24 protein-coding genes are annotated in these 25,142 nt (G+C 71.4%); 14 read left to right on the forward strand and 10 right to left on the reverse strand.

Going from position 1 to position 25,142, the window contains the following annotated elements; genetic code table 11:
• Positions 1-173 precede the first annotated feature (173 nt).
• From JOC24_RS02795 to JOC24_RS02815, 5 genes are all read right to left on the reverse strand, one after another.
• Positions 174-950 carry a succinate dehydrogenase iron-sulfur subunit gene (locus JOC24_RS02795; protein WP_205018454.1) on the reverse strand — a complete coding sequence of 259 codons (777 nt, stop codon included), beginning with the start codon at positions 948-950 and terminating at the stop codon, positions 174-176.
• On the reverse strand, positions 950-2,704 hold the full coding sequence (gene sdhA / locus JOC24_RS02800) for a succinate dehydrogenase flavoprotein subunit (RefSeq protein ID WP_205018455.1): 1,755 nt from the start codon (positions 2,702-2,704) through the stop codon (positions 950-952). The genes JOC24_RS02795 and sdhA overlap by 1 nt, the downstream gene beginning before the upstream one ends.
• A gap of 30 nt (positions 2,705-2,734) precedes the next feature.
• Positions 2,735-3,217 carry a succinate dehydrogenase hydrophobic membrane anchor subunit gene (locus JOC24_RS02805; RefSeq protein ID WP_205018456.1) on the reverse strand — a complete coding sequence of 161 codons (483 nt, stop codon included), beginning with the start codon at positions 3,215-3,217 and terminating at the stop codon, positions 2,735-2,737.
• Positions 3,218-3,222: 5 nt separating this feature from the next.
• The gene (gene sdhC / locus JOC24_RS02810) at positions 3,223-3,603 is read right to left on the reverse strand and encodes a succinate dehydrogenase, cytochrome b556 subunit (protein ID WP_014154475.1); all 381 of its coding nucleotides are present in this window, start codon (positions 3,601-3,603) and stop codon (positions 3,223-3,225) included.
• A gap of 165 nt (positions 3,604-3,768) precedes the next feature.
• A complete protein-coding gene (locus tag JOC24_RS02815; RefSeq protein WP_205018750.1) occupies positions 3,769-4,347 on the reverse strand; it encodes a 2-oxo-4-hydroxy-4-carboxy-5-ureidoimidazoline decarboxylase in 579 nt (192 codons plus the stop codon).
• Between the two features lie 354 nt (positions 4,348-4,701).
• Between JOC24_RS02815 and JOC24_RS02820 the strand changes: the two genes are divergently transcribed.
• The 4 genes from JOC24_RS02820 to JOC24_RS02830 all read left to right on the forward strand — a co-directional run bounded on the left by JOC24_RS02820 (position 4,702) and on the right by JOC24_RS02830 (position 7,684).
• The gene (locus JOC24_RS02820; RefSeq protein ID WP_205018457.1) at positions 4,702-6,288 is read left to right on the forward strand and encodes a family 20 glycosylhydrolase; all 1,587 of its coding nucleotides are present in this window, start codon (positions 4,702-4,704) and stop codon (positions 6,286-6,288) included.
• Between the two features lie 169 nt (positions 6,289-6,457).
• Positions 6,458-6,745: a hypothetical protein gene (locus tag JOC24_RS33015; RefSeq protein WP_239579375.1), complete on the forward strand. Its 288-nt coding sequence runs from the start codon at positions 6,458-6,460 to the stop codon at positions 6,743-6,745.
• Entirely contained in the window at positions 6,742-7,035 is a 294-nt protein-coding gene (locus JOC24_RS33020) for a hypothetical protein (protein WP_239579377.1), read from the forward strand. The genes JOC24_RS33015 and JOC24_RS33020 overlap by 4 nt, the downstream gene beginning before the upstream one ends.
• A 55-nt stretch (positions 7,036-7,090) precedes the next feature.
• On the forward strand, positions 7,091-7,684 hold the full coding sequence (locus JOC24_RS02830) for a hypothetical protein (protein ID WP_205018458.1): 594 nt from the start codon (positions 7,091-7,093) through the stop codon (positions 7,682-7,684).
• 200 nt (positions 7,685-7,884) lie between these two features.
• On the opposite strand, the gene JOC24_RS02835 is transcribed toward JOC24_RS02830, so the two are convergent.
• Entirely contained in the window at positions 7,885-8,406 is a 522-nt protein-coding gene (locus JOC24_RS02835; RefSeq protein WP_205018459.1) for a YcxB family protein, read from the reverse strand.
• A 430-nt stretch (positions 8,407-8,836) separates the two neighbouring features.
• On the opposite strand from JOC24_RS02835, the gene JOC24_RS02840 reads away from it, so the two are divergent.
• The gene (locus tag JOC24_RS02840; RefSeq protein WP_205018460.1) at positions 8,837-9,520 is read left to right on the forward strand and encodes an RNA polymerase sigma factor; all 684 of its coding nucleotides are present in this window, start codon (positions 8,837-8,839) and stop codon (positions 9,518-9,520) included.
• On the forward strand, positions 9,520-10,596 hold the full coding sequence (locus JOC24_RS02845) for a hypothetical protein (RefSeq protein WP_205018461.1): 1,077 nt from the start codon (positions 9,520-9,522) through the stop codon (positions 10,594-10,596). The genes JOC24_RS02840 and JOC24_RS02845 overlap by 1 nt, the downstream gene beginning before the upstream one ends.
• Positions 10,597-10,773: 177 nt before the next feature.
• On the opposite strand, the gene JOC24_RS02850 is transcribed toward JOC24_RS02845, so the two are convergent.
• The gene (locus JOC24_RS02850; protein WP_205018462.1) at positions 10,774-11,646 is read right to left on the reverse strand and encodes a L,D-transpeptidase family protein; all 873 of its coding nucleotides are present in this window, start codon (positions 11,644-11,646) and stop codon (positions 10,774-10,776) included.
• Between the two features lie 253 nt (positions 11,647-11,899).
• On the opposite strand from JOC24_RS02850, the gene JOC24_RS02855 reads away from it, so the two are divergent.
• The 3 genes from JOC24_RS02855 (at position 11,900) to leuE (ending at position 14,916) form a co-directional block, all read left to right on the forward strand.
• Entirely contained in the window at positions 11,900-13,480 is a 1,581-nt protein-coding gene (locus JOC24_RS02855; protein WP_205018463.1) for an acyl-CoA mutase large subunit family protein, read from the forward strand.
• A gap of 88 nt (positions 13,481-13,568) precedes the next feature.
• A complete protein-coding gene (locus tag JOC24_RS02860; RefSeq protein WP_205018464.1) occupies positions 13,569-14,177 on the forward strand; it encodes a Uma2 family endonuclease in 609 nt (202 codons plus the stop codon).
• Positions 14,178-14,256: 79 nt separating this feature from the next.
• Positions 14,257-14,916, forward strand: a complete 660-nt coding sequence (leuE, locus tag JOC24_RS02865) for a leucine efflux protein LeuE (protein ID WP_205018465.1) — start codon at positions 14,257-14,259, stop codon at positions 14,914-14,916.
• 15 nt (positions 14,917-14,931) lie between these two features.
• On the opposite strand, the gene JOC24_RS02870 is transcribed toward leuE, so the two are convergent.
• Positions 14,932-15,390, reverse strand: coding sequence for a MarR family winged helix-turn-helix transcriptional regulator (locus JOC24_RS02870; RefSeq protein ID WP_205018466.1), 459 nt, complete (start codon positions 15,388-15,390; stop codon positions 14,932-14,934).
• 194 nt (positions 15,391-15,584) lie between these two features.
• On the opposite strand from JOC24_RS02870, the gene JOC24_RS02875 reads away from it, so the two are divergent.
• The 5 genes from JOC24_RS02875 to JOC24_RS02895 are packed head-to-tail and all read left to right on the forward strand — an operon-like array spanning position 15,585 to position 22,767.
• Positions 15,585-16,550 carry a glycosyltransferase family 2 protein gene (locus tag JOC24_RS02875; protein WP_205018467.1) on the forward strand — a complete coding sequence of 322 codons (966 nt, stop codon included), beginning with the start codon at positions 15,585-15,587 and terminating at the stop codon, positions 16,548-16,550.
• A gap of 3 nt (positions 16,551-16,553) precedes the next feature.
• Positions 16,554-17,900 (forward strand): polysialyltransferase family glycosyltransferase, encoded by a 1,347-nt coding sequence (locus JOC24_RS02880; protein ID WP_205018468.1) that lies wholly within the window; start codon positions 16,554-16,556, stop codon positions 17,898-17,900.
• 57 nt (positions 17,901-17,957) lie between these two features.
• A complete protein-coding gene (locus tag JOC24_RS02885; RefSeq protein WP_205018469.1) occupies positions 17,958-19,253 on the forward strand; it encodes a hypothetical protein in 1,296 nt (431 codons plus the stop codon).
• The gene (locus JOC24_RS02890; RefSeq protein WP_205018470.1) at positions 19,250-21,616 is read left to right on the forward strand and encodes a polysaccharide pyruvyl transferase family protein; all 2,367 of its coding nucleotides are present in this window, start codon (positions 19,250-19,252) and stop codon (positions 21,614-21,616) included. Before JOC24_RS02885 ends, JOC24_RS02890 begins: the two co-directional genes overlap by 4 nt.
• A gap of 50 nt (positions 21,617-21,666) precedes the next feature.
• On the forward strand, positions 21,667-22,767 hold the full coding sequence (locus tag JOC24_RS02895) for an acyltransferase (protein ID WP_374104469.1): 1,101 nt from the start codon (positions 21,667-21,669) through the stop codon (positions 22,765-22,767).
• Between the two features lie 10 nt (positions 22,768-22,777).
• Here JOC24_RS02895 and JOC24_RS02900 read toward each other — a convergent pair whose 3' ends face one another.
• Positions 22,778-24,109 carry a polysialyltransferase family glycosyltransferase gene (locus JOC24_RS02900; RefSeq protein WP_205018472.1) on the reverse strand — a complete coding sequence of 444 codons (1,332 nt, stop codon included), beginning with the start codon at positions 24,107-24,109 and terminating at the stop codon, positions 22,778-22,780.
• Positions 24,106-25,095, reverse strand: coding sequence for a glycosyltransferase family 2 protein (locus JOC24_RS02905; RefSeq protein ID WP_205018473.1), 990 nt, complete (start codon positions 25,093-25,095; stop codon positions 24,106-24,108). The genes JOC24_RS02900 and JOC24_RS02905 overlap by 4 nt, the downstream gene beginning before the upstream one ends.
• Between the last annotated feature and the right edge of the window lie 47 nt (positions 25,096-25,142).

Genomic DNA, 25,142 nt, shown 5'->3' on the forward strand with positions numbered 1-25,142 from the left:
ACGTTCCCCGTTCTCCATCAAGCCATCCGCTCCCGTGCTGTGCTGCTGCGGGAGAGGCGAGCCGGTCACCGGCTCCGGATGACCGTACCGTTCCGGCCCGCCCGATGCACGAAGAGGCCCCGCTTCGCGCACGGTCCGTGTGCGAAGCGGGGCCTTTCGGATCAACGCGTGTGTCAGAAGCGGCGGGTGATGAGCGCGCGCTTCACTTCCTGGATCGCCTTGGTGACCTCGATGCCACGAGGGCAGGCGTCCGTGCAGTTGAACGTCGTGCGGCAACGCCACACACCGTCACGGTCGTTGAGGATCTCCAGACGCTGCTCACCGGCCTCGTCACGCGAGTCGAAGATGAAGCGGTGCGCGTTGACGATCGCCGCCGGGCCGAAGTACTGGCCGTCGTTCCAGAACACCGGGCACGAGGACGTGCACGCGGCGCACAGGATGCACTTGGTGGTGTCGTCGAAACGCTCGCGGTCCTCGGGGGACTGCAGGCGCTCACGCGTCGGCTCGTTCCCCTTGGTGACGAGGAACGGCATGACATCGCGGTAGGCCTGGAAGAACGGGTCCATGTCGACCACGAGGTCCTTCAGGACCGTGAGGCCCTTGATGGCCTCGACCGTGATCGGCTTCTCCGGGTTGATGTCCTTGATCAGCGTCTTGCAGGCGAGCCTGTTCTTGCCGTTGATCCGCATCGCGTCGGAGCCGCAGATGCCGTGCGCGCAGGAGCGACGGAACGTCAGGGTGCCGTCCTGCTCCCACTTGATCTTGTGAAGGGCGTCGAGCACACGCTCCTTCGGGTCGATCGAGAGCTGGAAGTCCTGCCACTCGACCTCGTCGGAGACCTCGGGGTTGAAGCGGCGGATCCGGAACGTCGCCGTGATGTACGGGGTGTCGGCGAAGCCGGCCTCGGGCTCGGGGGCCTTGTCCGACTTCTCCAGGGTGGGGGTAGCCATCAGTACTTACGCTCCATCGGCTGGTAGCGGGTCGTGACGACCGGCTTGTAGTCGAGCCGGATCGACTCGGTGCCGTCGTCCGCGACCTCGCGGTACGCCATGGTGTGGCGCATGAAGTTGACGTCGTCGCGGTTCGGGAAGTCCTCGCGGTAGTGACCGCCGCGGGACTCCTTGCGGGCCAGCGCGGAGGTCGCCATGACCTCGGCCAGGTCGAGCAGGTTACCCAGCTCGACGGCCTCCAGCAGGTCGGTGTTGAACCGCTTGCCCTTGTCCTGGATGGACACGTTGAGGTAGCGCGCCCGCAGCTCGGCGATCTTGTCGACCGCCGTCTTGATCGTCTGCTCGGTGCGGAACACCATCACGTTGGCGTCCATGCACTCCTGCAGCTCCGTGCGGAGCGCGTGGACCCGCTCGGTGCCCGTGGAGTTGCGCAGCCGCTCGACCTGGTCGACGACCAGCTGGGCCGGGTTCTCGGGAAGCTCGACGAAGTCGTTCTTCGCGGAGTACTCGGCGGCGGCGATGCCCGAGCGGCGGCCGAAGACGTTGATGTCGAGCAGCGAGTTGGTGCCCAGACGGTTGGCGCCGTGCACGGAGACACAGGCGACCTCGCCGGCGGCGTACAGGCCCGGGACGACGGTGGTGTTGTCGGCCAGCACCTCGCCCTCGACGTTGGTCGGGATGCCGCCCATGGCGTAGTGCGCGGTCGGCTGGATCGGGATCGGGTCCGTGTAGGGCTCGATCCCGAGGTACGTACGCGCGAACTCCGTGATGTCCGGGAGCTTCGCGTCCAGCTGCTCCGGCGGGAGGTGCGTGAGGTCGAGGTAGACGTGGTCGCCCTCGGGACCGCAGCCGCGGCCCTCACGGATCTCCGTGTAGATGGAGCGGGACACGACGTCACGGGACGCGAGGTCCTTCATGACCGGCGCGTACTTCTCCATGAAGCGCTCGCCGTCCTTGTTGCGGAGGATGCCGCCCTCACCGCGGGCGCCCTCCGTCAGCAGGATGCCCATGCGCCAGATGCCCGTCGGGTGGAACTGGAAGAACTCCATGTCCTCCAGCGGCAGACCCCGGCGGTAGCAGGCGGCCTGACCGTCACCGGTCAGGGTGTGCGCGTTCGACGTCACCTTGAAGAACTTGCCGGTGCCGCCCGAGGCGTAGATGACCGACTTCGCCTGGAAGACGTGGATCTCGCCGGTGGCCAGCTCGTAGGCGACGACGCCGGCGGACTTCTTGACGCCGTTCTCCTCGACGACCAGCTGGTCCAGGACGTAGAACTCGTTGAAGAATTCCACGCCCTCCTTGACGCAGTTCTGGTACAGCGTCTGGAGGATCATGTGGCCGGTGCGGTCGCCCGAGTAGCAGGCGCGGCGGACCGGGGCCTCGCCGTGGTTGCGGGAGTGACCGCCGAACCGGCGCTGGTCGATCTTGCCCTCGGGCGTACGGCCGAACGGCAGGCCCATCTTCTCGAGGTCGAGGACCGCGTCGATGGCCTCCTTCGCCAGGATCTCGGCGGCGTCCTGGTCGACCAGGTAGTCGCCGCCCTTGATCGTGTCGAAGGTGTGCCACTCCCAGTTGTCCTCCTCCACGTTGGCGAGCGCGGCGGCCATGCCGCCCTGCGCGGCGCCCGTGTGGGAGCGGGTGGGGTAGAGCTTCGTCAGCACGGCGGTGCGGCTGCGCTTCGTCGACTCGATGGCCGCGCGCATACCGGCGCCGCCGGCGCCGACGATGACGGTGTCGTACTTGTGGATCTGCATGGTTTTCCTCTGGTCCCTCTGTCCCGGCGCCTAGCGGATGTTCGGGTCGAAGGTGAAGATCACCAGCGTGCCCAGCAGGACGGTGAACACCGTGGCGGTGTACAGGAGCATCTTCAGCCAGAAACGGGTGTTGTCCCGTTCGGCGTAGTCGTTGATGACCGTACGGAGGCCGTTGGCGCCGTGCAGCATGGCGAGCCACAGCATCGCCAGGTCCCAGACCTGCCAGAACGGCGAGGCCCAGCGGCCCGCGACGAAGGCGAAGCCGATCTTGGACACGCCGCCGTCGAGCACCAGCTGGATCAGCAGGTGACCGATGACGAGGACGACCAGCACGATGCCCGACAGGCGCATGAAGAGCCAGGCGTACATCTCGAAGTTCGTGCGCGAACCCTTGGGGGTCTTGCCCGTGCGCTTGCGCGGGGGCTCGATCACCGGGGCCGGGTTGTCGACGTCGTAGAGGCTCACGCCCTCGACGTCACCGATCGCGGAAGAAGAAGGTGTCTCGGTGGACATCGGCGTCAGCTCCCGAAGACTTCGCGTACGGCGTGACCGAGGACGGGGTACAGGGCCCCGACCATCAGCACGATCCAGATACCCAGGACGGTCCAGAGCATCTGCTTCTGGTAGCGCGGGCCCTTGGCCCAGAAGTCCACGGCGACGATCCGGAGACCGTTCAGCGCGTGGAAGAGGATTGCGGCCACCAGGCCGTACTCGAGCAGCGCGACGAGCGGGGTCTTGTAGGTGGCCACGACGTCGTCGTACGCCTCGGGGGAGACACGCACGAGAGCGGTGTCCAGGACGTGTACGAACAGGAAGAAGAAAATGAGGACACCGGTGACTCGATGAGCCACCCAGGACCACATGCCTTCCCGGCCGCGGTACAGCGTTCCAGCCGGCACGGAAGAACCCTCCGGGAGCGGGGATTGGGGCCGCCGGCTTGACTGTCGGTCTGACCCGGCCGGGTACGGTCCACCGGCCCCGGCCATCGTAGCGACGCTTTGTCGGTTCCATGGCGGCGGGGGCTCCGGTGTGATCAAAGCGGCAGTCAAACTGGCACGGACGGGCTACCGGGGGTCATATGCCACCGGGGGGAACGGCCCTGGTGCCAGGCCCGCCTCCGTCACCAGGTCGATGATGCGGCCCCGGGCGAGTCGGCGCATCTCCTCCGCGGTCAGGGACCGCTCCTCGTCCGGTTCGTGCGCCAGACGGGTGCGGATGGCGGCCAGGACCTGGTCGACGTGCTGCGAGGGGTGCACGCCGTCGAGGCAGATCACGAAGGCGTGGCCGAACCGGCTCTCGTACGCGGCGTGCGCGGCGCGCAGCGCCAGATGGGCGGCGCGGGGCGCGTCGTGGTGCAGGCAGGGGGCGTACTCGGCGGCGAGCGCCTCGGTGAGATCGGCGGGCCCGAGGTCGTAGCCCGCCTCGTCGGACGCGGCCAGCAGCGTGTCCAGGCCGGGGTAGGGGCGGTGAGCGGCCATCCGGTGCGCCCAGCGGCGACTGCCGCAGCACTCCAGCAGAGCGGCTTCGGCCGCCTCGCGGGACCACGTGTTGAAGCGGGCGAGGCCGCTCGAGTGGGCATTCGGGCGGGTGCTCACGGACACTGGTTGCGGAACGGGGACGGCCACCGGGGCCGCCCGGAGCATCGGGGCGGCGCCCCCGTACTGGACGGGTACGGCCGTCCGCACGGCCTGCTGCGGCGGTTTCGGCAGGTCGGCGTGGGGCTCGCTGGACCTGGACAGCGGGACTCCTCGAATGAATGACATCTGTGACCCTGGAGAGGGATCTGAGAGCCACGAGGTTGCGCGGGGCGGGAGTGAGGACTGTTTCCTGTGTTCCATCACGCTAGCGAGACGGAACGGCGCGCAGGCGAATGATGCGCGAAATTCACCCGCACGGGAGAGTTTCGGAACGCGTGATGGACGAAAAACCGGGGGAAATGCCCGGCTTTCTCATCTTGCTTTGAACTTTTTCTCCCCTGATCCGGAGGTTTCTGACCGATGTCGCCCTCACGTGCACCTCTGGTGGCCGGCGCCGCCGTCGCGGTGGCAGCCGCCGTCACCCTCACCGTCGTTGTCTGGCCCGAGGACTCCGGCCCCGGCTCCGGGAACGGCGCGTCGGCGTCGTCCCGCACCTCCGCCTCACCCTCGCCCAGCCGGAGCTACCCACTCTCCACGACGCCGCGGACGATACCCGCCGTCCGGGAGCACACCGCCGCGCGCGGGCCCGGCTGGAAGCCCGCCAAGGACAGCACCGTCGTCGCCGCCGACCCCGAGCTCGCCGACGAGGCGAAGCTGCTCGCGACGGAGCTGAAGATCGTTTACCGGGGCGAGAAGGCCCCCCGGTCCGGTGACGTCGAACTGGCGATCGCGGCCCCGGGCAAGGGTGACCCGGAGTCGTACACCCTGAAGACGGAGAACAACCAGGTCACGATCAGCGGGCCCGGCCAGGCGGGAGTCTTCTACGGGACCCGGACCCTCAAGCAGTCGTTGAACGCCGACGACACCGTGCCCGAGGGCGTCGTGCGCGACACCCCGGACCGGCCCCAGCGAGGGCTCAACCTCGACATAGCCCGCAAGCACTACTCCGCGGACTGGATCGAGGACCGGCTGCGCGAGATGGGCGACCTCAAGCTCAACCAGCTGGGTCTGCACTTCTCCGACGACCAGGCCTTCCGGATCGAGTCCGACTCGCACCCCGAGGTGGTCTCCGAGGAGCACCTGACCAAGGCGGAGGTCCGCCGGATCCTGAAGCTCGCCCAGAGCCTCCACATCACGGTCGTCGGCGAGATCGACTCCCCCGGACACCTCGGCGCCGTCCTGCGCGCGCACCCTGACCTCCAGCTGCGCAACACGCAGGGCGTGGCCAGGCAGGGCGCGATCGACATCTCGCAGCCGGAGTCGGCGAAGATCGTCGACGACCTGCTGAAGGAGTACGCGGAGCTCTTCCCCGGCGACTGGTTCCACGTGGGGGCGGACGAGTACCAGGCGCTCACGGTCAGCAGCCCGCAGGCCTCCTACCCGCAGCTCGCCGCGGCCGCGCGGGAGAAGTACGGCGCCGACGCCACGGTCCAGGACCTCACGGAGGGCTGGCTGAACGACCGCGCCGCGGTCATCCGCAAGGCGGAGAAGATCCCCAAGGCGTGGAACGACGGCTTCTTCAGCGGCGGGCAGGTCACCGCCCACGAGGGCATCGAGGTCGAGTACTGGACGGGCAAGGAGATCGGCGCCCGGCCGCCCCAGGAGTACCTGGCCGAGGGCCGCAAGGTGGTCAACCTCAACGACGAGTTCCTCTACTACGTGCTCGGTGAGCCCAACGACTTCGTCTACCCGACCGGCGAGCGGATCTACGAGCGGTGGACCCCGTTCGTCCTGCGCGGCACCGAGCCGGTGGCCGAGCGCTACTCGAAGCAGATCCTGGGCGGCCGGTTCGCGGTCTGGGGCGACCTGCCGAACGCGCAGACGCAGGCGCAGGTCGCGGAAGGCATCCGGATGCCGCTCAACGCCGTCTCCCAGAAACTGTGGGACCCGCGGGAGCCGAAGCTGACCTGGGCGCAGTTCCAGGAACTGGCGGACGAGACCCGCTGAACCGCCCCCGGGCACTCCCCGCCCCCTGGGCTCGGAACTGCCGCGTGTCCCTCCCGGGAGGGACACGCGGCAGTCCTCCATCGGGAGGGGCCCGGTGCCGACTCGTTCTCGCGCTCCCGCATCGCCGGGGAGGGAAGAACGGCAGCCCGGACCACGGGGGGAGCACGGCGTGGGTTTCTGGGGCTGTCATCCGGTCGGCCGCAGCGGCGAGCCGCTCATCGGCCACCCCGCGCTGAGGGACTCGCATGAGCGGCTGACGCTGCGGGAGTACCGTGCCGACCGCCGGCAGGTCCGGTCCCGTCCCACGCAGCCCCCGCTCGGCAGCATGACCGCTCTGGCGGACGCCGCGCGGGCTCCGGTCCTCCTCGGCTTCGTCATGGACGGCGCATGCGTGGCCGTCGAGGTGGCGGCTCCGTGCAGCGGGTCCTGGTACGCCTGCCTGGCAGGGCGCCCATGACGGCGCTCCTCGGCCGGGACGGCGTGACGGTCGAGGATCTCTTCCTGCCGCCCGAGGACGCGGCGGCCCGAGCCGTCCACTGGGCGGCCGAAACCGGCCAGGACGTCCGGGAGGGGCCCCTGCTCGAACTGCTGCGGATCGAGCGGCCGGAGCGGTCCGCAGAGGAACTATTCTTCGCTTTCCTGGACCGATTGGGCGTCGAGAGCCTGCCGGCTGAGCCGTGCCGTGATCTCTCATACCGGGAGAGTGACGCTTTTCAGCCATCTGGCGCTGTATGCGGTAAGCGGTGACGGGAGCGGTGTGCTCCGGGGACCGATGGGCCGATATGCCGATGGGGTGGCGTCGATGAGCCTGCTGGAGCTGATCGCTCGTGCCGACGAGAGGGGTCTGGCGGCAAGCGCGGTCGCCTGTCTGGACCGCTGTCTTCCGCCGCCGGACGACAGGGACGATCCGGAGCCGTTGCGCACTCTCTGGGCGGGCTGCGAGAACGGTGCGCAGTGGGCCGGCCGGCTCGACGCCGTGCAGGCGGCGCTGGAGAGCGCCGCCGGGACGGACGCCACGACGGCCCGCGTCCGTGCGCTGCTCGGCGGGGCGCCCAGGGACTTCGCGGCAGGACCGCTGCGCGCGTGGGCGGACGCCTGCTCGCTCCTCGCGGTGGACGTCCACCGCGAGTTCGACTTCCCGGCCGTCGACGGCACCGCGGAGTCCCTGCGCCTCCGGGCCGGCGGGACCGACGAGGCGGGGCCGCTGGTGACGGGAGAACTCCGCCGTCAGGCCGAGATCCTGGAGAGTCTCGCCGGTGCCCCCGGACCCGTGGGCGGCGGAACGGGGCTGCGGCGGGTCCTGGACCTGTCGACCGAGGGCCGTCGGGTGCTGCGCGCGGTGATGTCCCGCCGCGCACGAGGCCGTGGCCGGCCCGGCGACGTGGCCCCGCAGTGACTCAGGGGCAGCCCGGTCCGCCCTGTGCCCCGCTGTCCCGTGCCACCGCGTCGACGGCGGGAGCGCAGCCTCCAGCACTTCGATCCTCGGCATGTCGTCCCTGCGAGGTGCCTTCGGCCGGGCATCCGCCGAGGAGCTCTTGCGTGAGCGTCGCGAAGAGGAGTCGGAGACCGTGGGAGCCTGCGCCCGGCCACGTACGGTCACACGGCGTCGAGGTGGCCCGCGATCAGTTCCCGCAGCCGGTCGCAATCCTGCGGAGCGCTCAATCCCCGTTTGGGCAGGACCATCACGCCGGCCCCCCACACGTCCGGGGTGAGCAGCACGAAGATCCGCCGGCCCTCGACGCAGCGCCCGTAGAACTGCCAGCCGATCTCATTGGTGTTCCGCTCGGTGACGATCCTGAAGCCGGACGCGCCGACCGTCACGCGGTGTTCGCCCATGTGCCGGGCATAGCCCAGCACGGCCAGAGCCATCAGCCAGTGGAAGGCGACCCCGAGGAGGCAGACCGTCAGGAGGAACCTCAACACCCCCCAGCCGGCGGCGCTGACGCCTCCGGTCAGCAGGTCGGCCAGGATCACGAGGCCGAGGAGGGCACCCAGCCCGCACAGGACGCTGTGAGCCCACCGCCCGACCGTGCTGTGGCGGAGCTGCATCCGCAGTCCGTCGGAGACCTCCCGCCAGGTGACGACGTACGTCAGCTGCACCGACACGTCAACAGCCATGCGCTCTCTCCGGATCTGATGGGCGGGTGCGTACCGGTGGGTGATCGGCGGAGGCGGACCTCGACGGGATCGGGTGCCCGTGCACGGCTCCGACCGACCGGGCCCCGTGTCCCCACGGCAGACGCCGAGCCATGGACGGACCCCGCTACCCGGGTACCGGGCGGAGCCGGGAAGAAGAGGGGCGACGGCCGGGGCCGCCACCCCCCACAGGAGAGGCCCCGGCCGTCTTCCACGGGGCCGCGGAGCGACCCCGTACTCATGTCAGCGCCGTGGGTGCGTTTTCTGTCACACCGCTGTACGTCAGGAAACAGTTGCAGGTTGTACAAGTCATGGACGAGGCACAGTCCGACCACGTAGCGTGCTGAGTCGCGCAAAGTGGCGCAGTAGTGGTGACCAGCTACGATTCGGATCAGCAGGACGGGTTGAGGGAGTGCTGGGGGACGACGCGGAGCTGACCGCCGCGGTGCTCGCGGCACAGGACGGGGACGAGGACGCCTTCCGGACTGTGTACCGCGCCGTGCACCCACGGCTGCTGGGCTACATACGGACGCTGGTCGGTGAACCGGACTCCGAGGACGTGGCGTCCGAGTCCTGGCTGCAGATAACGCGTGACCTCGACCGGTTCAGCGGGGACGCCGACCGCTTCCGCGGCTGGGCGGCCCGCATAGCGCGCAACCGCTCGCTCGACCACATACGGATGCGGGGCAGGCGCCCCGCGATCGGCGGTGACGAGACCGAACTGGCCGACGAGGCGGCCGAGTCCGACACGGCGGGAGAGGCGCTGGAATCGCTGGCCACCGGGCGGGCCATGTCCCTCATCGCGCAACTGCCCCAGGACCAGGCCGAGGCGGTCGTGCTCCGCGTGGTGATCGGACTCGACGCGAAGAGCGCGGCCCGGACCCTGGGCAAGCGCCCCGGCGCGGTGCGCACCGCCGCCCACCGGGGGCTGAAGAGGCTGGCGGAGCTGGTCGGAGCCGACCAGGGCCCGGACGGCGGCATTCCGGCGGTCGCCGCGGAGCTCGGCGCCGTACCCCCGCAACGTCCCGGCCGCCAGGGCACGGTGACGCCCGCCGGTGTGACGCATTCGCGTCCTTGGACGCAGAAGGACATGTGATGGCCGACGAGCAGCACGAGTGGCTTGACGCGGACGCGGCGGAGCTGTTGCTCCGTGGCGAGGCCGTCGAGGCCGTCGACGATCACGCGAGGACCGAGGCCCGCCGGCTGGAGGCCGCCCTGCTCGCACTGCGGGCCCCGCGCCCGTCCGGTGACGAACTGCCCGGCGAGGCGGCCGTGCTGGCGGCCTTCCGCGAGACGTCCCGGGGCGCGAGGCGGGCAGGCGCGGTCGGCCGCGGCGGCGAGGGCGAGCAGCAGGACGCGTTGCACACCGTACGGATCGCAACGGAGCACACGGCCCCGCGCCGGCGTCCGCGCTGGACCCGACCGGTGCGCTACGGCCTCGCCGTCTCGCTCGCCGGGTGCGCACTCGGCGGGGTGGCGGTCGCTGGGGGCACCGGAATCCTGCCCGCACCGTTCGGTGGCGTCGGCTCGCCGGTCCCGGCGTCCTCCGTCTCGGCCGCCGCGTCTCCCGACGAGCTGGACGCCGAGGTGCCCGACACCGGTGCGCCCTCGCCGGCGCCCTCCGTCACTCCTGCTCCGCCCAGTCCGCCGGTGGCTCCGGACGTGCCGGACCCGCGGCCCGAGGGGAGCGGTGGGCACACCGGGCAGGGCGGCGGCGGCGCCGAGGAATCCGAGGACGGAGACCGGGAGACCGGGACCGGCGGCGCGCAGGACGGCACGGAGGGGCGCGAGGTTCCCGAACGCTCGGCGGCCGAGGTGTACAAGAGATCGGTCAAGGCCTGCCTCGCCTACCGCAAGGACGCCCTGAGCCAGAAGGACGAGCGCCGGCTCGTCGAACTGGCGGACGGCGAGGACAACCTGGAGCGCTTCTGCGACCGCCTTCTGGATCCGCAGGGCCGTGCCGGCGACAGCGGCGGTGACGGCCCGGTCGGCGACCGGGGCCTCGGCGGCGGGAGCGGGATGGACGGCGGGGGCTCCACTCCCTCGGTCGTCTTCCGTACGCCGTCCGCGGTGAGCACCCGGGCCGGCGCGCCGCAGGTCGGCGCGACCCCGCGGCCGACGGCCGCACCCACGGCGAACCCCTTGTTCGGCCGCTTCCCGGCAACGCGCTGACCTGCGACAACGCGGCAGCTGTAACGTTCCTGTCCGGCTCGGCGCAGTAGTGAGTGCCGACTGGTCATCGGCAGCGCAATGGAGCCGGGGTTCCCCCCGTACCTTCGGCTCCGCGCATCCGGCGCGGGCGGGACACGTTCCCCCGGTCCCGCCCGCGCCCCCGATCCGGCTGGATCCCTACCGGTGGATGACGACCTTGTCGCCGTTTTCCACCTGTGCGAAGAGTGACGCGATCTTCCTCTCGTCCCGCACGTTCACGCAGCCGTGCGAGGCGCCGTCGTAGCCGCGCGCGGCGAAATCCGACGAGTAGTGCACCGCCTGGCCGCCGCTGAAGAACATGGCGTACGGCATGGGGGAGTCGTAGAGCGTCGACACGTGGTGGCGGGACTTCCAGTACACGGAGAAGGTGCCCTCGCGGGTGGGCGTGTACTGCGAGCCGAAGCGCACATCCATCGACGAGACGACGTGGCCGTCGATCATCCAGGACAGGGTGCGGCTGTTCTTGCTGATGCACAGGACCCGTCCCTGCATGCAGCGGGCGTCGGGCTTCGCTGCCGTCGGTCCGGGGGCCGGCGGGTCGAGTTCCCTCGCCGTCGGCTTCCGCGTCATCGCGAGCAGCCGTTCCCAGGTCACCGTGTCGGTCCGCCCCGTGCGGGACAGACCCCGCTTGCCCTGGAAGGACTGCACGGAGGCGACGGTCGCGGTGCCGTAGTACCCCGTGGGGCCGCGGTCGAAGTGGCCGATCTGGCGCAGTCGCGCCTGGAGTTCCCGCACGCGCTCGCTCCGGTCGCCGACGGACATCAGGGTGCTGGGCCGCGGCGAGGGCCGCGCACTCGGCGTCCGCGACGGGGTGGCCGAGGGACTCGGCGGGCCGCTGCCCGGCTTGGCGTCGTCCGTGGGGTCCGGGGACGCCGTCGCCGGGAGGGCGGTCGGCTCCGCCGCCCCGACCGTCTCGACCTTGCAGCCCGCCGACAGCAGAGCCAGTGCGAGGACACCGACAGCCGCCGCGCCCGCCCCGCGCGCGCCGTTCCTCGTGCGTATCCGTCTCATCCCGGCCCCCTGGCTCGCCCGTCGCCGCCCTGCCGCACGAGACCGCTCGCGCGACACGGATAACCCATGGGACGGATTCCCACCCTGCCCGGTTGCCGAATCCTGCGCATGATGAGGGGCACGCGTCCGGGCCTTCGGGCACGTGCTGTGAGGAAGGTCCCAGCGGAGGGGACCCCGCAGGTCGCGGCGTCGCGGATAGTGTCCGTCGCGAGATTTTGTTACCCATAAGTAGCTTGAGTGGGAGGCACAGCGGATGACGCGAGAGTCCGAGTCGGGACTGCCCATCGAGCCGGTGTACGGGCCTGAGGTGCTCGACGGCTGGCGCGCCGAGGAGAAGCTGGGCGACCCGGGCGCCTTTCCCTTCACACGTGGTGTCTATCCCACGATGTACACGGGCAGGCCGTGGACGATGCGGCAGTACGCGGGCTTCGGCACCGCCACCGAGTCCAACGCCCGTTACAAGCAGCTGATCGCCAACGGCACGGCGGGCCTGTCCGTCGCGTTCGACCTGCCCACCCAGATGGGGCACGACTCGGACGCCCCCATCGCCTCCGGCGAGGTCGGCAAGGTCGGCGTGGCGATCGACTCGATCGACGACATGCGCGTGCTCTTCGACGGGATCCCGCTGGACGAGGTCTCCACCTCGATGACCATCAACGCCCCCGCCTCGCTCCTCCTCCTGCTCTACCAACTGGTCGCCGAGGAGCAGGGAGTGCCGGCGGACCGGCTCACGGGCACGATCCAGAACGACGTGCTCAAGGAGTACATCGCCCGGGGCACGTACATCTTCCCGCCGAAGCCCTCGCTGCGGCTGATCGCCGACATCTTCAAGTACTGCCGCGCCGAGATCCCGAAGTGGAACACGATCTCGATCTCCGGCTACCACATGGCCGAGGCGGGAGCCTCTCCCGCGCAGGAGATCGCCTTCACCCTCGCGGACGGCATCGAGTACGTCCGTACCGCCGTGGCCGCGGGGATGGACGTGGACGATTTCGCGCCCAGGCTCTCCTTCTTCTTCGTCGCCCGCACGACGATCCTCGAGGAGGTCGCCAAGTTCCGTGCCGCGCGGCGGATCTGGGCGAAGGTGATGAAGGAGGAGTTCGGCGCGAAGGACCCCAAGTCCCTGATGCTCCGCTTCCACACCCAGACCGCCGGGGTGCAGCTCACCGCACAGCAGCCCGAGGTCAATCTGGTCCGGGTCGCCGTGCAGGGCCTGGGCGCGGTCCTCGGCGGCACGCAGTCGCTGCACACCAACTCCTTCGACGAGGCCATCGCCCTGCCGACGGACAAGTCGGCCCGCCTGGCCCTGCGCACGCAGCAGGTCCTGGCGTACGAGACGGACGTGACGGCGACGGTGGACCCCTTCGCGGGGTCGTACGTCGTCGAGAGGATGACCGATGACGTCGAGGCCGCGGCGCTGGAGCTGATGGGCAAGGTCGAGGACATGGGGGGCGCGGTCGAGGCCATCGAACGCGGTTTCCAGAAGGGCGAGATCGAGCGCAGCGCGTACCGGATCGCCCAGGAGACGGACAGCGGCGAGCGCGTCGTCGTCGGCGTCAACCGCTTCCGCCTCGACGAGGAGGAGCCGTACGAGCCCCTCCGCGTCGATCCGGCGATCGAGGCCCAGCAGGCCGCCCGCCTGGCGAAGCTTCGCGCCGAACGCGACCAGGGCGCGGTGGACGCGGCGCTGGCGGAGCTGAAGGAGGCGGCCGGGGGCACGGCCAACGTGCTCCACCCGATGAAGGACGCGCTCAGGGCGCGGGCGACGGTGGGTGAGGTCTGTAACGCGCTGCGGGAGGTCTGGGGGGCGTACGTGCCGACGGACGCGTTCTGAGGGACGCATCCCCTCGCGGGTGATCTCTCGCCGATCGGCCGCATCCGTGGATAGGCTCGTGAACAGTGGTCTCCGAAAGGAGGATGCCGTGGCTGTGATACAGCACGAGGAGCAGGTGACGACAGTGCAGTCCGAGCTGACGATCGGCGAGGCGGCCGAACAGGCCGCACGCTCGCTGCCTGGGCATCGCGTGGAGATTCTCCAGGGGAGGCTCACTGTGACACCACCGGCCGACGTCGCGCATGCATTGGCGCTGTCCTGGCTCGGCGAGGAATTCGGAGCCGGAGCGCGCAAGGTCGGGCTGAGACTGGTGCAAGCGGTCGGACTCTGGCTGCCCACCGGTCCGGACGATTACGCGATCCCCGATCTGTCGGTCGTCGAGGCCGACATCCGCGACGCCCATGTCATGAAGAACTGCTACGCCCCGCACGTTTTCCGCCTCGTCCTGGAGGTGACCTCGACCAACTGGGCGGACGATCTCGGCCCCAAGGTCGAGGACTACGCGCAGGCGGGCATCCCGGTCTACGTCGTCGCGGACCGCAAGCACGACCAGGTCCTGGTCTGCACCGATCCGCGCGGTGGCGAGTACAGGAACAGGACGCCCCACAAGAGGGGGACGTCCTTCACCGTGCCGGACGTGGTCGGTGTGGAGATGGAGCTCTCCGTGGACCGTCTGCTGGACGGCGACGAGGACTGATCCGGGGCGGCGGCAGGACCGATCCGCCGCATTCCGGACGGCTGAACGGAGTGTCGTATGCGCGTGCGAGACTCCGTTCATGCTGGGTGTCACCGATCTTCCGACCTATCTCGCCGGCCTGGTGCTGATCATTCTTCTGCCGGGGCCGAACTCGCTGTACGTGCTCTCCGTCGCCGCCAGGCGCGGGGTGCGTACCGGCTATGTGGCCGCCGCCGGGGTGTGGACCGGGGACACGGTCCTGATGACACTGTCCGCGCTGGGCGCCGCTTCCCTGCTGCAGACGACGCCGCTGCTGTTCGCCGTCGTCAAGTACGCGGGCGCGGCGTATCTGACCTGGCTCGCGATCGGGATGATGCGGACCGCCGTGTCGATGTGGCGTGAACGGCACCAGCGGGCCGCCGAGCTGACGGAGGGGAGTGCCGCCCCGGCCGCGGGCGTCGAGCACCCCTACCGGCGCGCCCTTGTGGTGAGCCTGATCAATCCCAAGGCCATCCTGTTCCTGATCTCCTTCTTCGTGCAGTTCGTCGACCCCGGCTACGCCTATCCGGCGCTCTCCTTCCTGCTGCTGGGCACGCTGCTGCAGATCGGCAGCTTCCTCTACCTCTCGGCGCTCATATTCGGCGGCACCCGCCTGGCCACCGCCTTCCGCCGCCGCAAGCGGCTGTCGGCGGGGGCCACTTCGGTGGCGGGCGTGCTGTTCCTCGGGTTCGCGGCGAAGCTGTCGCTCAGCGGGGTCTGAACCCGGTGGCGGAGGTCAGTGGTGCCATGCCGTGCCGCCCACGTTGTGGATCATCCGCTGGAGCACCTTGAGGGCGGCGACGAAGTCCTCGTCCGGGATACCGGCGTGGATCTCCGCACTCGCCCTGCTGACCCTTTCGAGCGCCACGGCGTGCAGCGCGTGCCCTTCGGCGGTCAGCCGTAGGCGGGCGGTGGGGTCCTGGGTGGCCAGGCCCCGGTCGATGAGGGTGTCGATCTCGGGCTCCAGCGAGTCGCCGACGTTCAGGTAGCCGCCGAGCAGCGCGACCACCTCGGCGCGCGGACGGCCCTTCTCGTCCGCGCCGCTGAGCTGGTTGAGGACCCACCAGGGGGGCTGGGTCAGGCCGTGTTCGGCCAGTGCGGCCCGGATGTGGGTCACCGTCGCGTCGTGGGCGGCCCAGCTCCAGTAGCCGATGGGCTGCCGTGCCAGTCCTGCGTCGTCATGTGAGTAGTCCATGTCCTGGACCGTAGAACCTCAAGCAAAGTTGAGGTCAAGGGGTCGCGCGTGGAGCCCTGCGCGGCCCTGCGGGACGCCCCGGCGCGGGTCACCTCGACGACGCGCAGAGTTCACCCTTCGTCGGGCCGGGCGACACCCGCCCCTCCATCCGCGTCACTAGCGTGTGCGGACCAAGATCGAAGGCGAGGGCCCGCGTGCCGAAACTGTCCGTTGTCGTTCCGTTCCACAATGTCGGCCCCTTCGCCGACACGACGCTGGGCAGTCTTGCCCGCAACGCGGGCCCGGACATCGAGTTCCTGCTGGTGGACGACTGCTCCACGGACGAGACGCCGGCCGTCGTCGACCGCTGGGCCGACAGACTTCCGCACGCCGAGGTCATCCGGCACGAGAAGAACGTGGGCATCTCGGAGGCCCGCAACAGCGGCATCGACGCGGCCCGGGGCGACTTCGTCACCTTCCTCGACGGGGACGACTGGTACGCCCCGGGGTACCTGAACCGGCTTCTGCACGCCGCCGCGGCACTGGACTGCGACTTCGCCCGCACCGACCACGTCCAGGCCACGGGCACCAGCCGGGTCGTGCGGCGCGCGCCCGCCCGGCTCCGTGACACGGTCCTGGACCCGCGCGAGGGCATCGCGGCTCCCGAGTGGGAGACGATGGTCGACTACCCCTTCGTGTGGGCGGGTGTCTACCACCGACGGCTCTTCGAGGACGGCGGCCACCGTTTCGACGCCCGGCTGCGCACCGCCGAGGACCGGCTGTGGATCTGGCAGCTGCACCTGCGGGCCCGCAGCTACGCGGCGCTGAACCTGTACGGCATCTTCTACCGGCGCGGTGTCACCACGTCCCTGACGCAGATCAAGGACTCCCGCCAGCTGGACTTCTTCCCCGCCTACGACACGCTCGTCGAGGAGATCCGCGAGGACCCGGACGCGGACCTCCTCCTCCCCAAGGCGGTCCGCACCTACTGCGCGATGATCGCCTTCCACAACGAGAAGACGGACGCCTACGAGCCCGCGACCCTCCGGCGCCTGCGCCACGAGTCGGCGGCCGCGCTGCACCGGATGCCGCAGCAGGTGCTCGACCAGACCCTGACGATGATGGACACCAGGCGCAGCACACTGCTCAACCGCCTGCGTGACAAGCAGAAGGCCGCCTGACCCATGCCCTCACGCACCCAGATCTTCCAGGTGTCGACCCTGTACGGGGCGGCCACACTCGCTGCGGCGCTGGACGCAGGACAGTTCGGTCCCGGACAGGACAGCCACCGCGTCCTGCTCGTCTCCAACAACGCGGCGATCCCCGAGACCGCCCTCCGGCTGGAGGAGATGCGGGGCTACGGGGACATCGCCGCCCGCTTCGACTCGGTCGTCGACTGGAACGACGCCATCAGCCCGCACCACCCGAGCGGCTGGGGCCCGCGCGCCGAGGAGACCGAGCTCTGGCAGCGCGCCTTCCGTCTCGCCTGGGGCATCGACCCCGACGGCCCCGTCGACCTCGCCGTCGAATCCATCCAGGTCAACCCCGCCCGCGCGCTGGCCGCGATCTTCTCCGAGAGCGCCGTGCACGTCTACGCGGACGGCCTGATGAGCTACGGACCGACCCGCAACAAGGTGCCCAGGTCCATCGCCTGCCGCATCCAGCGGGTGCTCCACCTCGATCTCGTACCGGGACTTCGCCCGCTCCTCCTCGCCGAGTCCGGCGTCGAGCCCGAGCTCGTACCGAACGACGCCTTCCGCAAGGTCCTCGGCGAGATCGCGGGGGCGGCGGCCGGCGACCGGCGGCTCGCGGATGCCGAGGCCGAGGCCCCCACGGCAGTGCTCCTGGGCCAGTACCTCGCCGCCCTGAACATCCTCACGGCCGAGGAGGAGGAGGACCTGCACCTGCGCATGCTGCGCGGCGCGGCGCGGGCCGGCCACACATCCGTCCTCTTCAAGCCCCACCCCACCGCGCCGGCCCGCTACTCCAGGGCGCTGGACGACGCGGCCGCCGCGCTCGGGGTCCGGCTGACCACGCTGGGCGGTCCGCTGCTCGCCGAGACCCTCTACGAGCGGTGCGCGCCCACGCTCGTCGTCGGCTGCTTCTCGACCGCGATGTTCACCGCAGCCGCCTACTACGGCATCCCCGTCGCCCGGGTCGGCACCCGTCTCGTCCTGGACCGCATCACCCCGTACGAGAACAGCAACCGCATCCCGCTGACGATCGTCGACCACCTCGTGCCCGACCTGGACGAGCAGGCAGGCGGGCCCGTGCCGGAACTGCCGTCCGAGGCGCCTTTGACCCTCGCGCCGCTGGTCCGGACGGTCGGCTACTGCATGCAGTCCGGGCTCCACCCCACGCTGCGCGCCGAGGCCGAGTCCTGGCTGCGGGACCACCTCGACACCAGCACGCAGTACTACTTCAAGCGGCGTCGCCTGCAGAAACTCACCCTGCCCGGCGGGGGCCCGCGCGGAGCGGCGATCCGGCTGCGCCGCACCGTACGGCGCACCCGCAGCAGCCTGGGCCTCTGACCCCGGAGCCGGGGCGGGTGCCCCGGCCGGCACTGATGACAGAACGGCGGAACGAGCATGGGCCAGACCTTCACCGGACTGCTCAGGGCAGTGCGCGCGAGAACCGGGCAGGGCGGTGGCGGCACGCCGAGGCCGGAGCCCACGGCCGCCCTGCGCCTCTGCGGCGACTACCTCGCGGGCCTGGCCGCGAGCAGTCCCATGGGCGACGCCCGGCAGACCCGGCTGGTCTCGGCCATCGGCGGTCTCACCACCGCCTGCGGGACCGACGGGGACGAACTGTTCGAGGCCCTGCTCCGCACCGGGCAGCGCGCACTGGAGGCGGGCGGGGAGACGGAGACCCGCCTCGCGCTGGACATCGCGGACGAGGCCACCGGGCTGCGCCCCAGGTCCAAGGGCGCATGGCGGCTGCGCGGGAGCGCACTGGACGCGCTGGGCCGCCGCGACGAGGCGGTGCAGGCCTTCGAGCGGCATCTGGCGCTCCAGCAGAACCCGGCGGCGGCCGAGGACATCGCGCGCCGGATCGCGACCCTGAAGGACCTCGACGCCTGCCTGCGCGAGGCCGCCGGGCTGCTGCCCGACGAGGACGGCACCCGTCTGAGGGCCCTGCACAACGCCCCCGCCGGGCAGGCCCGTACCGCCTTCGCCGAGGTCGTGCGCAGGCGCACCGCCGAGAGGGACGGCCTGGCCGACCCGGCCGTACGCCGTCTCACCACCCTGTACGCCGCCCACCGCCGGCTGCTGGACCGGGACAGGATGGCCGACCCGCTGCTCGGAGGCGCGGAGCCGGTCGGGGTCACCGCCCTGCGCCGTCTGGTCGCGGGCCGCTCCGTCTGCCTGGTCGCCGGGGCGCCCCGGATCGCCGACGAGGAGCGGGACCCGGACAGCCCGCTCGGCCGGCTGATCGACGGATACGACCTGGTGGTGCGCTGCGACGCCCTCCCGTCCGCCGCCCGGCGCACCGACCTGCACGCGCTCACGCTGCGGGGTGACACCCCGTGGACCGGCCCCGCCTGGGACCGCCGGGCCGGCACCCGGCTGGTCTTCGGCGACCCGCTGCCGCACTGGCGCCGCTCGCTGCGCGCCCGCCTGGTCGCCGGCGCGCAGGAGCGCGTCGCGGACGCCACGCTGCGGCACCCCCTGGATGATCCGGCGCTGCTCGGCGAGGACGGCTGGGGCCCGCGGACCGGCACCGCGTTCACCGTGCTCCGGCTGCTGGACTTCCTGGACGCCGCCGACCGCCTGGACCTCATCGGCTTCGGGCTCCCGGGGCAGCTGCTGCCGCGCGAGCGGGAGTGGGTCACGGCCCGCGCGACACACGAGGACGAAACCGAGATGAGGACCGCGCTCCGATGAACAGCCCCGCCGAGCCCACCGACGGCAGACGCACCGCGCCCGCCGGGGCAGGGCCGTCCCCCGGGTCCGCCCGGCCCGACGCCGACGACCGGCGCGCCGTCACCGGCAAGCGCAGGATCGCCTTCGCCGCGTACGCCGACGAGGACCGCATGCCGGGCCTCCTGGTGCTGCTGCGCAGTCTCGCCCTGACCAACCCGGCCGTCTGCGAGGACTTCCTCGTCCTGCACCCCGGGCTGCCCGACTCCGCGTTCGACGACGTCCGCCGGCTGCACCCGCGCCTCGTGCCGCGTACCGCGGAGAGCCGTCTCGACGTCTTCCGGGAGACCGGTTACGACACGGTCATCGCCCTCGGCCCCGGCATGGTCGTGCTCGGCCCACTCCTGCCGCTGCTGACGCTGCGCACCGGCGTGGCCGCCGTGCCGCAGCCGGGGACCGGCGGCGGACGTACCGTGCGGGACGAAGGGTTGCTGGTGATCCAGCGGCAGGACGTGGCGGACGCCGCGCCCGACCTGTCGGCCGGGGGCGGCGGGGCCGCGTTGGACCGTGCGCTGACGGAGGCCGGGCTCCTCGAACCCCTCGCCTCCCCCTACGACTTCCCGGCCGAGCGGCTGTACGACGACATGCCGGTACCCGAGAGCACCGTCGTCCTGCACTTCGGCGAGGACTCCACCCCCTCCGCCCCGGCGCGCGAGGCGCGCGAGCGGTACGAGCTGGACGACGCGGCGTTCCGCGCCGCCTACTGCGCCCTGCCGGGTCCCAAGCACCCCGAACTCCTCCTGCACTGTGCCCTGCCGTTCCCCGAGGGCGGGCGTGCGCCGGTGGACCTGGTCCGTCAGGTCGCCGAGGTGCACCGGCAGCAGGGCCGCTACGAGGAGGCCGTCACCCTGCTGACCGCGGCCGTCGCGGACCGGCCCGACCTGCCGCGCTGCCACGAGACGCTGGGCATCAGCCTGATGGCCCTGTCCCGCCACGAGGAGGCCGAGGCCCATCTCCTCCTGGCCACCGTGTCACCGGACTTCGCCGCCCGCGCCTACGGCCAGCTCGCCCGGCTCGCCTGGCTGCTGGGCCGCGACGAGGACGCGCACGCCTACGCGCGTGAAGGCCTCGACGCCGACCCCGCCGACGGCAACTGCCACGCGTGGTACGTCCGTACCCGCCCGGCCCCTCCGGCGGCCGATCCGGCACCCGCGGGAGGACAGCTCGCCCATGTCGCCCTGTTCGCCGACGGCCAGGAGAACGCGGGCGACAAGGTGCTCCCCGAAGCCGTACGGATGTGCTTCGGCCCCGACACCGGCCCCGCCCGCTGGCACGAGCGGTCCGTGCACCGGCTGGTCGACGAGCCCGGCCTGGAGGAGCTGAACGCCCGGCGCGGCATCGTCGTCGGCGGTGGCGGGCTGTTCCTGCCGGACACCGCGCCCAACAGCAACAGCGGCTGGCAGTGGAACATCCCCGGTGACGTCCTGGCCCGGATCACCGCGCCGCTCGCCGTCTTCGCGGTCGGCTACAACGTCTTCGACGGCCAGCGCTACCGCCGGGAGCGCTTCGCCGCGAGCCTGCGTGCCCTGGTCGAGAAGTCGGCCTTCTTCGGGCTGCGCAACCAGGGCTCCGTGGACCGGGTCAGGGAACTCCTGCCGGCGGAGCTGCGGGAGAGGGTGCGCTACCAGCCCTGCCCCACGACGGTGGCCCGCCACCTCGACCCCGGCCCGGACGACGACGCGCTCCGGGACGACACCGTGCTGGTCAACTGCGCCTACGACCGTGCGGGTCTGCGCTTCGGCCACGACTACGGGCATTTCCTGGCCGAGACGGCCGCCGCCGTACGCGCCGTCGGCGAGCGCGCCGAGGTCCGTTACGCGGCCCACATGCCGGCCGACGAGAAGTTCGTCCACGACCTTCGCCGGGAACACGGCATCGCCCTCCCGGTGGAGCCGCTGTACCTCTTCTCCAACGACCGCATCCGGGAGCTCTACCGGCGTACGCGCCTGGTGATCGGCATGCGCGGGCACGCGGGAATGATCCCCTTCGGCTGCGGTACGCCGATCATCAGCCTGGTCTCGCACCCCAAACTCGCCTACTTCCTCTCCGACATCGACCGTCCCGACTGGGGGGTCTCCGTCCACGACCGCTCGCTGGGCGCCCGTCTCGCCGAGCGCGCGGCAGCCGTCCTGGACGACCACCGGGCGGCCGTCGCCGACGTGCACGGCCGGCAGGAGCACCTGTGGTCGGTCACCCGTGCCAATCTCGCGGAACTCCGTGACCTCTTCGGGCTGCCGGACCCGCTCCCCGGCGGACCGCGTGTCCCCGGCCCCCGGACCGCCGACGCGGCACGGGGCCTTCACCTGCCGGACACCCGGACGAAGTGACTGTTCACCCGGACGGAGTTCACCCGTGGCCGGAGCGTTCGTAGCCTGCGATGACCATGCCTTCCTCTGTCTCCCAGGCCGGCTCACCTGCACCCGTGCAGTCCCCGCAGCCCGCCCCCGAACCCCGCCCGCACCGTGAACACCGGTACGACATCGATCTGATCCGGCTGCTCTGCTCGGTCGGGGTGATCCTCTGCCACACCGGGTCGGCCTTCGTGAACACCGCGGGCCGCGAGGCCGCGAACGGTCCCGGCACCTACTGGGCGGGGCTGGTCGCGGACTCCGCGGGCCGTTTCGCCGTACCGCTGTTCTTCGCCATCGCCGGATGGGTCGTCCTCGTCGGCGCCCCGGTCCGGGACGGCCGGCGACTGTGGCAGCGGATCGTACGGATCGTGGTGCCGCTCGCCGTGTGGTCGGTGCTCTACGTGGCATGGGGAAGGCTGCGCGGCACCAACGACGCGCCGGCCGGTGAGCTGACGCTGGACGCGGTCTTCGCCTCGGTCCGCCCGGCCTACCACCTCTGGTACCTGTACGCCTACATCCCCGTGATCCTGCTCCTGGCCTTCGCGGCCCTGGTGAAGTCGGGCAAGCGGCCCTGGGGCCTCGGCGTCACCCTCCTCGCCCTGGGGGCCGCTCCGACCCTGTTCGGAGACCTGGCCCGGGTCACGCACCTGGACCTGCCGCGCTTCGGATGGGGTTTCGGCCCGTACCAGCTGATCTACGCGGTCCTCGGTGCCCTGGTGCTCGCGCTGCCCGCCGGCGTGTTCGGGCGGCGGAGCCTGTGGTGGCTGCTCCCGGCCATCCTCTGCCTGGCCGCGGTCATCACCTATCAGCACGAGGTGCACTACGCGATCCCCTACGCCAGCGTCCTGGTGGCCCTGTTCAGCGCCGGCGTGCTGCTCTCGCTGCACCGCCTGCGCGTCCCGGAGCGCCTGCGCCCGGCCCTGGCCCGGCTGGCCGGCGCCTCGTTCGGCGCGTACATGGTCCATGTGCTGGTGCTGGGCGTCCTCACCGACGCGTGGGTGGACGCCGACCTCACCCTGCCCGCGGCGGCGGCCCTGGCTCTCGCCGTCACCGCCGCCACGACGGCCGTCTCCTTCGGCGCGGCGCTCCTCTGGACCCGCCTCGGTCTGACCCGCCTCCTGGGCTGAGCCCTGGTGTTCAGCGCCGCTTGAGGGCGCGGGCGCGGCGGGCCAGCCGGCGCAGTGTCGCGTTCCGCCGGACGAAGGCGAGACGTGCGGGGACGACGCCGGGGAGTGCCAGCGAGCCGAGGCGGCGGCGCTTGAAGTAGCGCCAGGTCCGGGTGTTCAGATGGGCGGAGAGGTAGCGCTCGGCGGCCGGGCGCAGGTCAGGGCGGACGCGTGGCTGCATGGCGAAGGCGACCGCGGGCAGCAGCCCGCCGAGTGCCTCGGCCACCGAGTCCTCGGTCAGTGCCGACCGACCGGACACGGCGTCGGGTTCGGCCAGGTCGGGCAGCAGGGCGTCGACGATGGTGACCGGGATCCTCGCCGGGTTCTCGTACGGGGTGAGGCGCTCCAGCAGGGTCCCGGTCCCGGTCCTGGCCACCGGCAGACCGTAGGACGAGGCCGCGGTGAGCAGCGCCGTCGAGCAGGAGCCGACGACGAGGGCGGGGCGCAGCCGTTCGTAGAGCACCTCGGCCGGGACCGGGACGCCCTGGTCCGGCACCGTCAGCTCGACGCCGAGGCGTCCGGCTTCCGCCCGCAGGGCCGGCACGGACGGCGCGGGACCGCCGGGGTGGGGTCGGACGACGAGATGGGTGTGGCCGAGCGCTGCCGTGCCCCGGACCATCCGCAGGTGGAGTTCCGTCTCCTCCGCGGCGGGGAGCAGCCCCGGTTCGGGGAGGAGCAGGACCGCGGCCCCCCGCGGCGCCCCGACATCCGGCGCGCGGTCCGCCAGCTCACCGAAGACCCGCCGCAGGGCCTCCGCGGCCAGCGGCCGGGGCGCGGCGTCGAACTCGCCCAGCAGCAAGGGCTTCAGGCCGGGGAGCAGGTCGGGGTGGAGCAGCTGCCGGACGCGGGTCCCGATCAGCGGCGGGATCTTGGCCCCGGTCGGGCCGTAGCCGGTCAGGCCGTCCGCGTACACGGTCACCTGCCCGCCGGTGAAGATCTCGGCGACCGCCCGGGCGGGAGCGGTGTGCGGTGACTCCAGAGCCAGTTCGACCTGATCGTCCCCGAGGTCCCACACGCGGCGCAGGTGGCGTTCCCACAGGGGCACGTCGTCGGCGCGGGGGGTCCAGGCGCCAGGGTGCAGGGGGAAGACCGCGTCGTTCCACGAGCGCACCTCGTCGAAGCGGTCGCGCAGCCGGTCGAATCCGGGCGCGGCGTCGACGGGGGCCGCGGCCTCGGGAACCTCCGCGGTCTCGCAGAGCAGCAGGATGCGGCGGCCGGAGGCCCCGAAGCAGCCGGAGTCGAGAGCCGCGGCGAGCACCGCAGTGCCGTGGAGGCCGGTGGCGACGAAGATCTGGGTGGTCACGCGGCAGTCGCTCCCTCGGTGGTGGTGGAGCGGCGGCGCAGCCCGCGCAGCACGGTCGCCCGTTCGGTGTCCATGGAGTCCAGGACGTCGTCGAGCAGGCGCTGGGGCATGCGTGAGAGTGCCGCCGCGGCGAGTGATCTCAGGGTGCGGGCGACCGGCGGTTCGAATTTCCCGATGGATCCGACGTGATGGGAAATGACGGCGCAGTACGTGCGAACCGCTTTCGGCATCAATGTGTCCGCGTCACGGTCCGCGGCGGTTTCGGACAGCACCTGGTCGTAGGCCTTGATGAAATCCAGTTGGCGTTCGTCGCCGATCTGGGTGAGGGACGAAGCGACGCCCCGCCGGTAGAAATGGCCCAGCGTTCCCAGGACCGCGAAGGATTCCGCCTCCCGGTGCAGGCGCCAGATCCACGGCCGGTCCTCGGCGGTGCGCAGCCCGTCGGTGAAATGCAGCAGCCCCCGGTCCAGCAGGCTCCGGTGGTAGAGCCCCGCCCAGGCGAACGCGTAGTCCACCGATGTCGTCCGGCCGGCGGGCAGGATCGCGTCCCGGGGGTTTCCCACCACGTCCCGCAGGCCGTGCGGGACGCGGCGCACCGTGCGGGACGTGCCGGTGACCTGGACGTGGTCCGTACGCACGAACGCGCAGCCCAGGGCCTCGGTCCGGGCGAGCAGTCGCGCGTAGTGGCCCGGTGCGAGCCAGTCGTCGCCGTCCAGGAAGGCGATGTACTGGCCACGGGCGGCGTCCAGACCGGTGTTGCGGGCCGTGGCAAGGCCGGCGTTGCGCTCGTGTCTGCGCAGGACCACCCCCTCGATGCCGTCCCCGGCCCGGCGCAGGAGATCCGCCGTCCCGTCGGTCGAGCAGTCGTCGACGAGGATGAATTCGAAGTCCTCGCGGGTATTGGCCCGCAGGCTTTCGAGGGTGTCGGGGGCGTATGCCTGGACGTTGTAGAACGGCACGATGACGGAGAGCTTAACCACCCGCATCACGTTAGGGCCGGGCCCGGCCTTCACCCTGACCCCCGCCCGTACGG

Source organism: Streptomyces sp. HB132 (assembly GCF_016909575.1).
GTDB lineage: Bacteria > Actinomycetota > Actinomycetes > Streptomycetales > Streptomycetaceae > Streptomyces.

What these genes read in the sequence shown, in the direction of transcription:
- JOC24_RS02820 (WP_205018457.1), top strand. Translation starts at nt 4,702, where the DNA reads ATGTCGCCCTCACGTGCACCTCTGGTGGCCGGCGCCGCCGTCGCGGTG.
- JOC24_RS02830 (WP_205018458.1), top strand. Translation starts at nt 7,091, where the DNA reads ATGAGCCTGCTGGAGCTGATCGCTCGTGCCGACGAGAGGGGTCTGGCG.
- JOC24_RS02895 (WP_374104469.1), top strand. Translation starts at nt 21,667, where the DNA reads ATGACCATGCCTTCCTCTGTCTCCCAGGCCGGCTCACCTGCACCCGTG.
- JOC24_RS02805 (WP_205018456.1), bottom strand. Translation starts at nt 3,217, where the DNA reads ATGTCCACCGAGACACCTTCTTCTTCCGCGATCGGTGACGTCGAGGGC.
- JOC24_RS02890 (WP_205018470.1), top strand. Translation starts at nt 19,250, where the DNA reads ATGAACAGCCCCGCCGAGCCCACCGACGGCAGACGCACCGCGCCCGCC.
- JOC24_RS02855 (WP_205018463.1), top strand. Translation starts at nt 11,900, where the DNA reads ATGACGCGAGAGTCCGAGTCGGGACTGCCCATCGAGCCGGTGTACGGG.
- JOC24_RS33020 (WP_239579377.1), top strand. Translation starts at nt 6,742, where the DNA reads ATGACGGCGCTCCTCGGCCGGGACGGCGTGACGGTCGAGGATCTCTTC.
- JOC24_RS02835 (WP_205018459.1), bottom strand. Translation starts at nt 8,406, where the DNA reads ATGGCTGTTGACGTGTCGGTGCAGCTGACGTACGTCGTCACCTGGCGG.
- JOC24_RS02905 (WP_205018473.1), bottom strand. Translation starts at nt 25,095, where the DNA reads ATGCGGGTGGTTAAGCTCTCCGTCATCGTGCCGTTCTACAACGTCCAG.
- JOC24_RS02795 (WP_205018454.1), bottom strand. Translation starts at nt 950, where the DNA reads ATGGCTACCCCCACCCTGGAGAAGTCGGACAAGGCCCCCGAGCCCGAG.
- JOC24_RS02885 (WP_205018469.1), top strand. Translation starts at nt 17,958, where the DNA reads ATGGGCCAGACCTTCACCGGACTGCTCAGGGCAGTGCGCGCGAGAACC.
- sdhA (WP_205018455.1), bottom strand. Translation starts at nt 2,704, where the DNA reads ATGCAGATCCACAAGTACGACACCGTCATCGTCGGCGCCGGCGGCGCC.
- leuE (WP_205018465.1), top strand. Translation starts at nt 14,257, where the DNA reads ATGCTGGGTGTCACCGATCTTCCGACCTATCTCGCCGGCCTGGTGCTG.
- JOC24_RS02850 (WP_205018462.1), bottom strand. Translation starts at nt 11,646, where the DNA reads ATGAGACGGATACGCACGAGGAACGGCGCGCGCGGGGCGGGCGCGGCG.
- JOC24_RS02845 (WP_205018461.1), top strand. Translation starts at nt 9,520, where the DNA reads ATGGCCGACGAGCAGCACGAGTGGCTTGACGCGGACGCGGCGGAGCTG.
- JOC24_RS02815 (WP_205018750.1), bottom strand. Translation starts at nt 4,347, where the DNA reads ATGCTCCGGGCGGCCCCGGTGGCCGTCCCCGTTCCGCAACCAGTGTCC.
- JOC24_RS02880 (WP_205018468.1), top strand. Translation starts at nt 16,554, where the DNA reads ATGCCCTCACGCACCCAGATCTTCCAGGTGTCGACCCTGTACGGGGCG.
- JOC24_RS02870 (WP_205018466.1), bottom strand. Translation starts at nt 15,390, where the DNA reads ATGGACTACTCACATGACGACGCAGGACTGGCACGGCAGCCCATCGGC.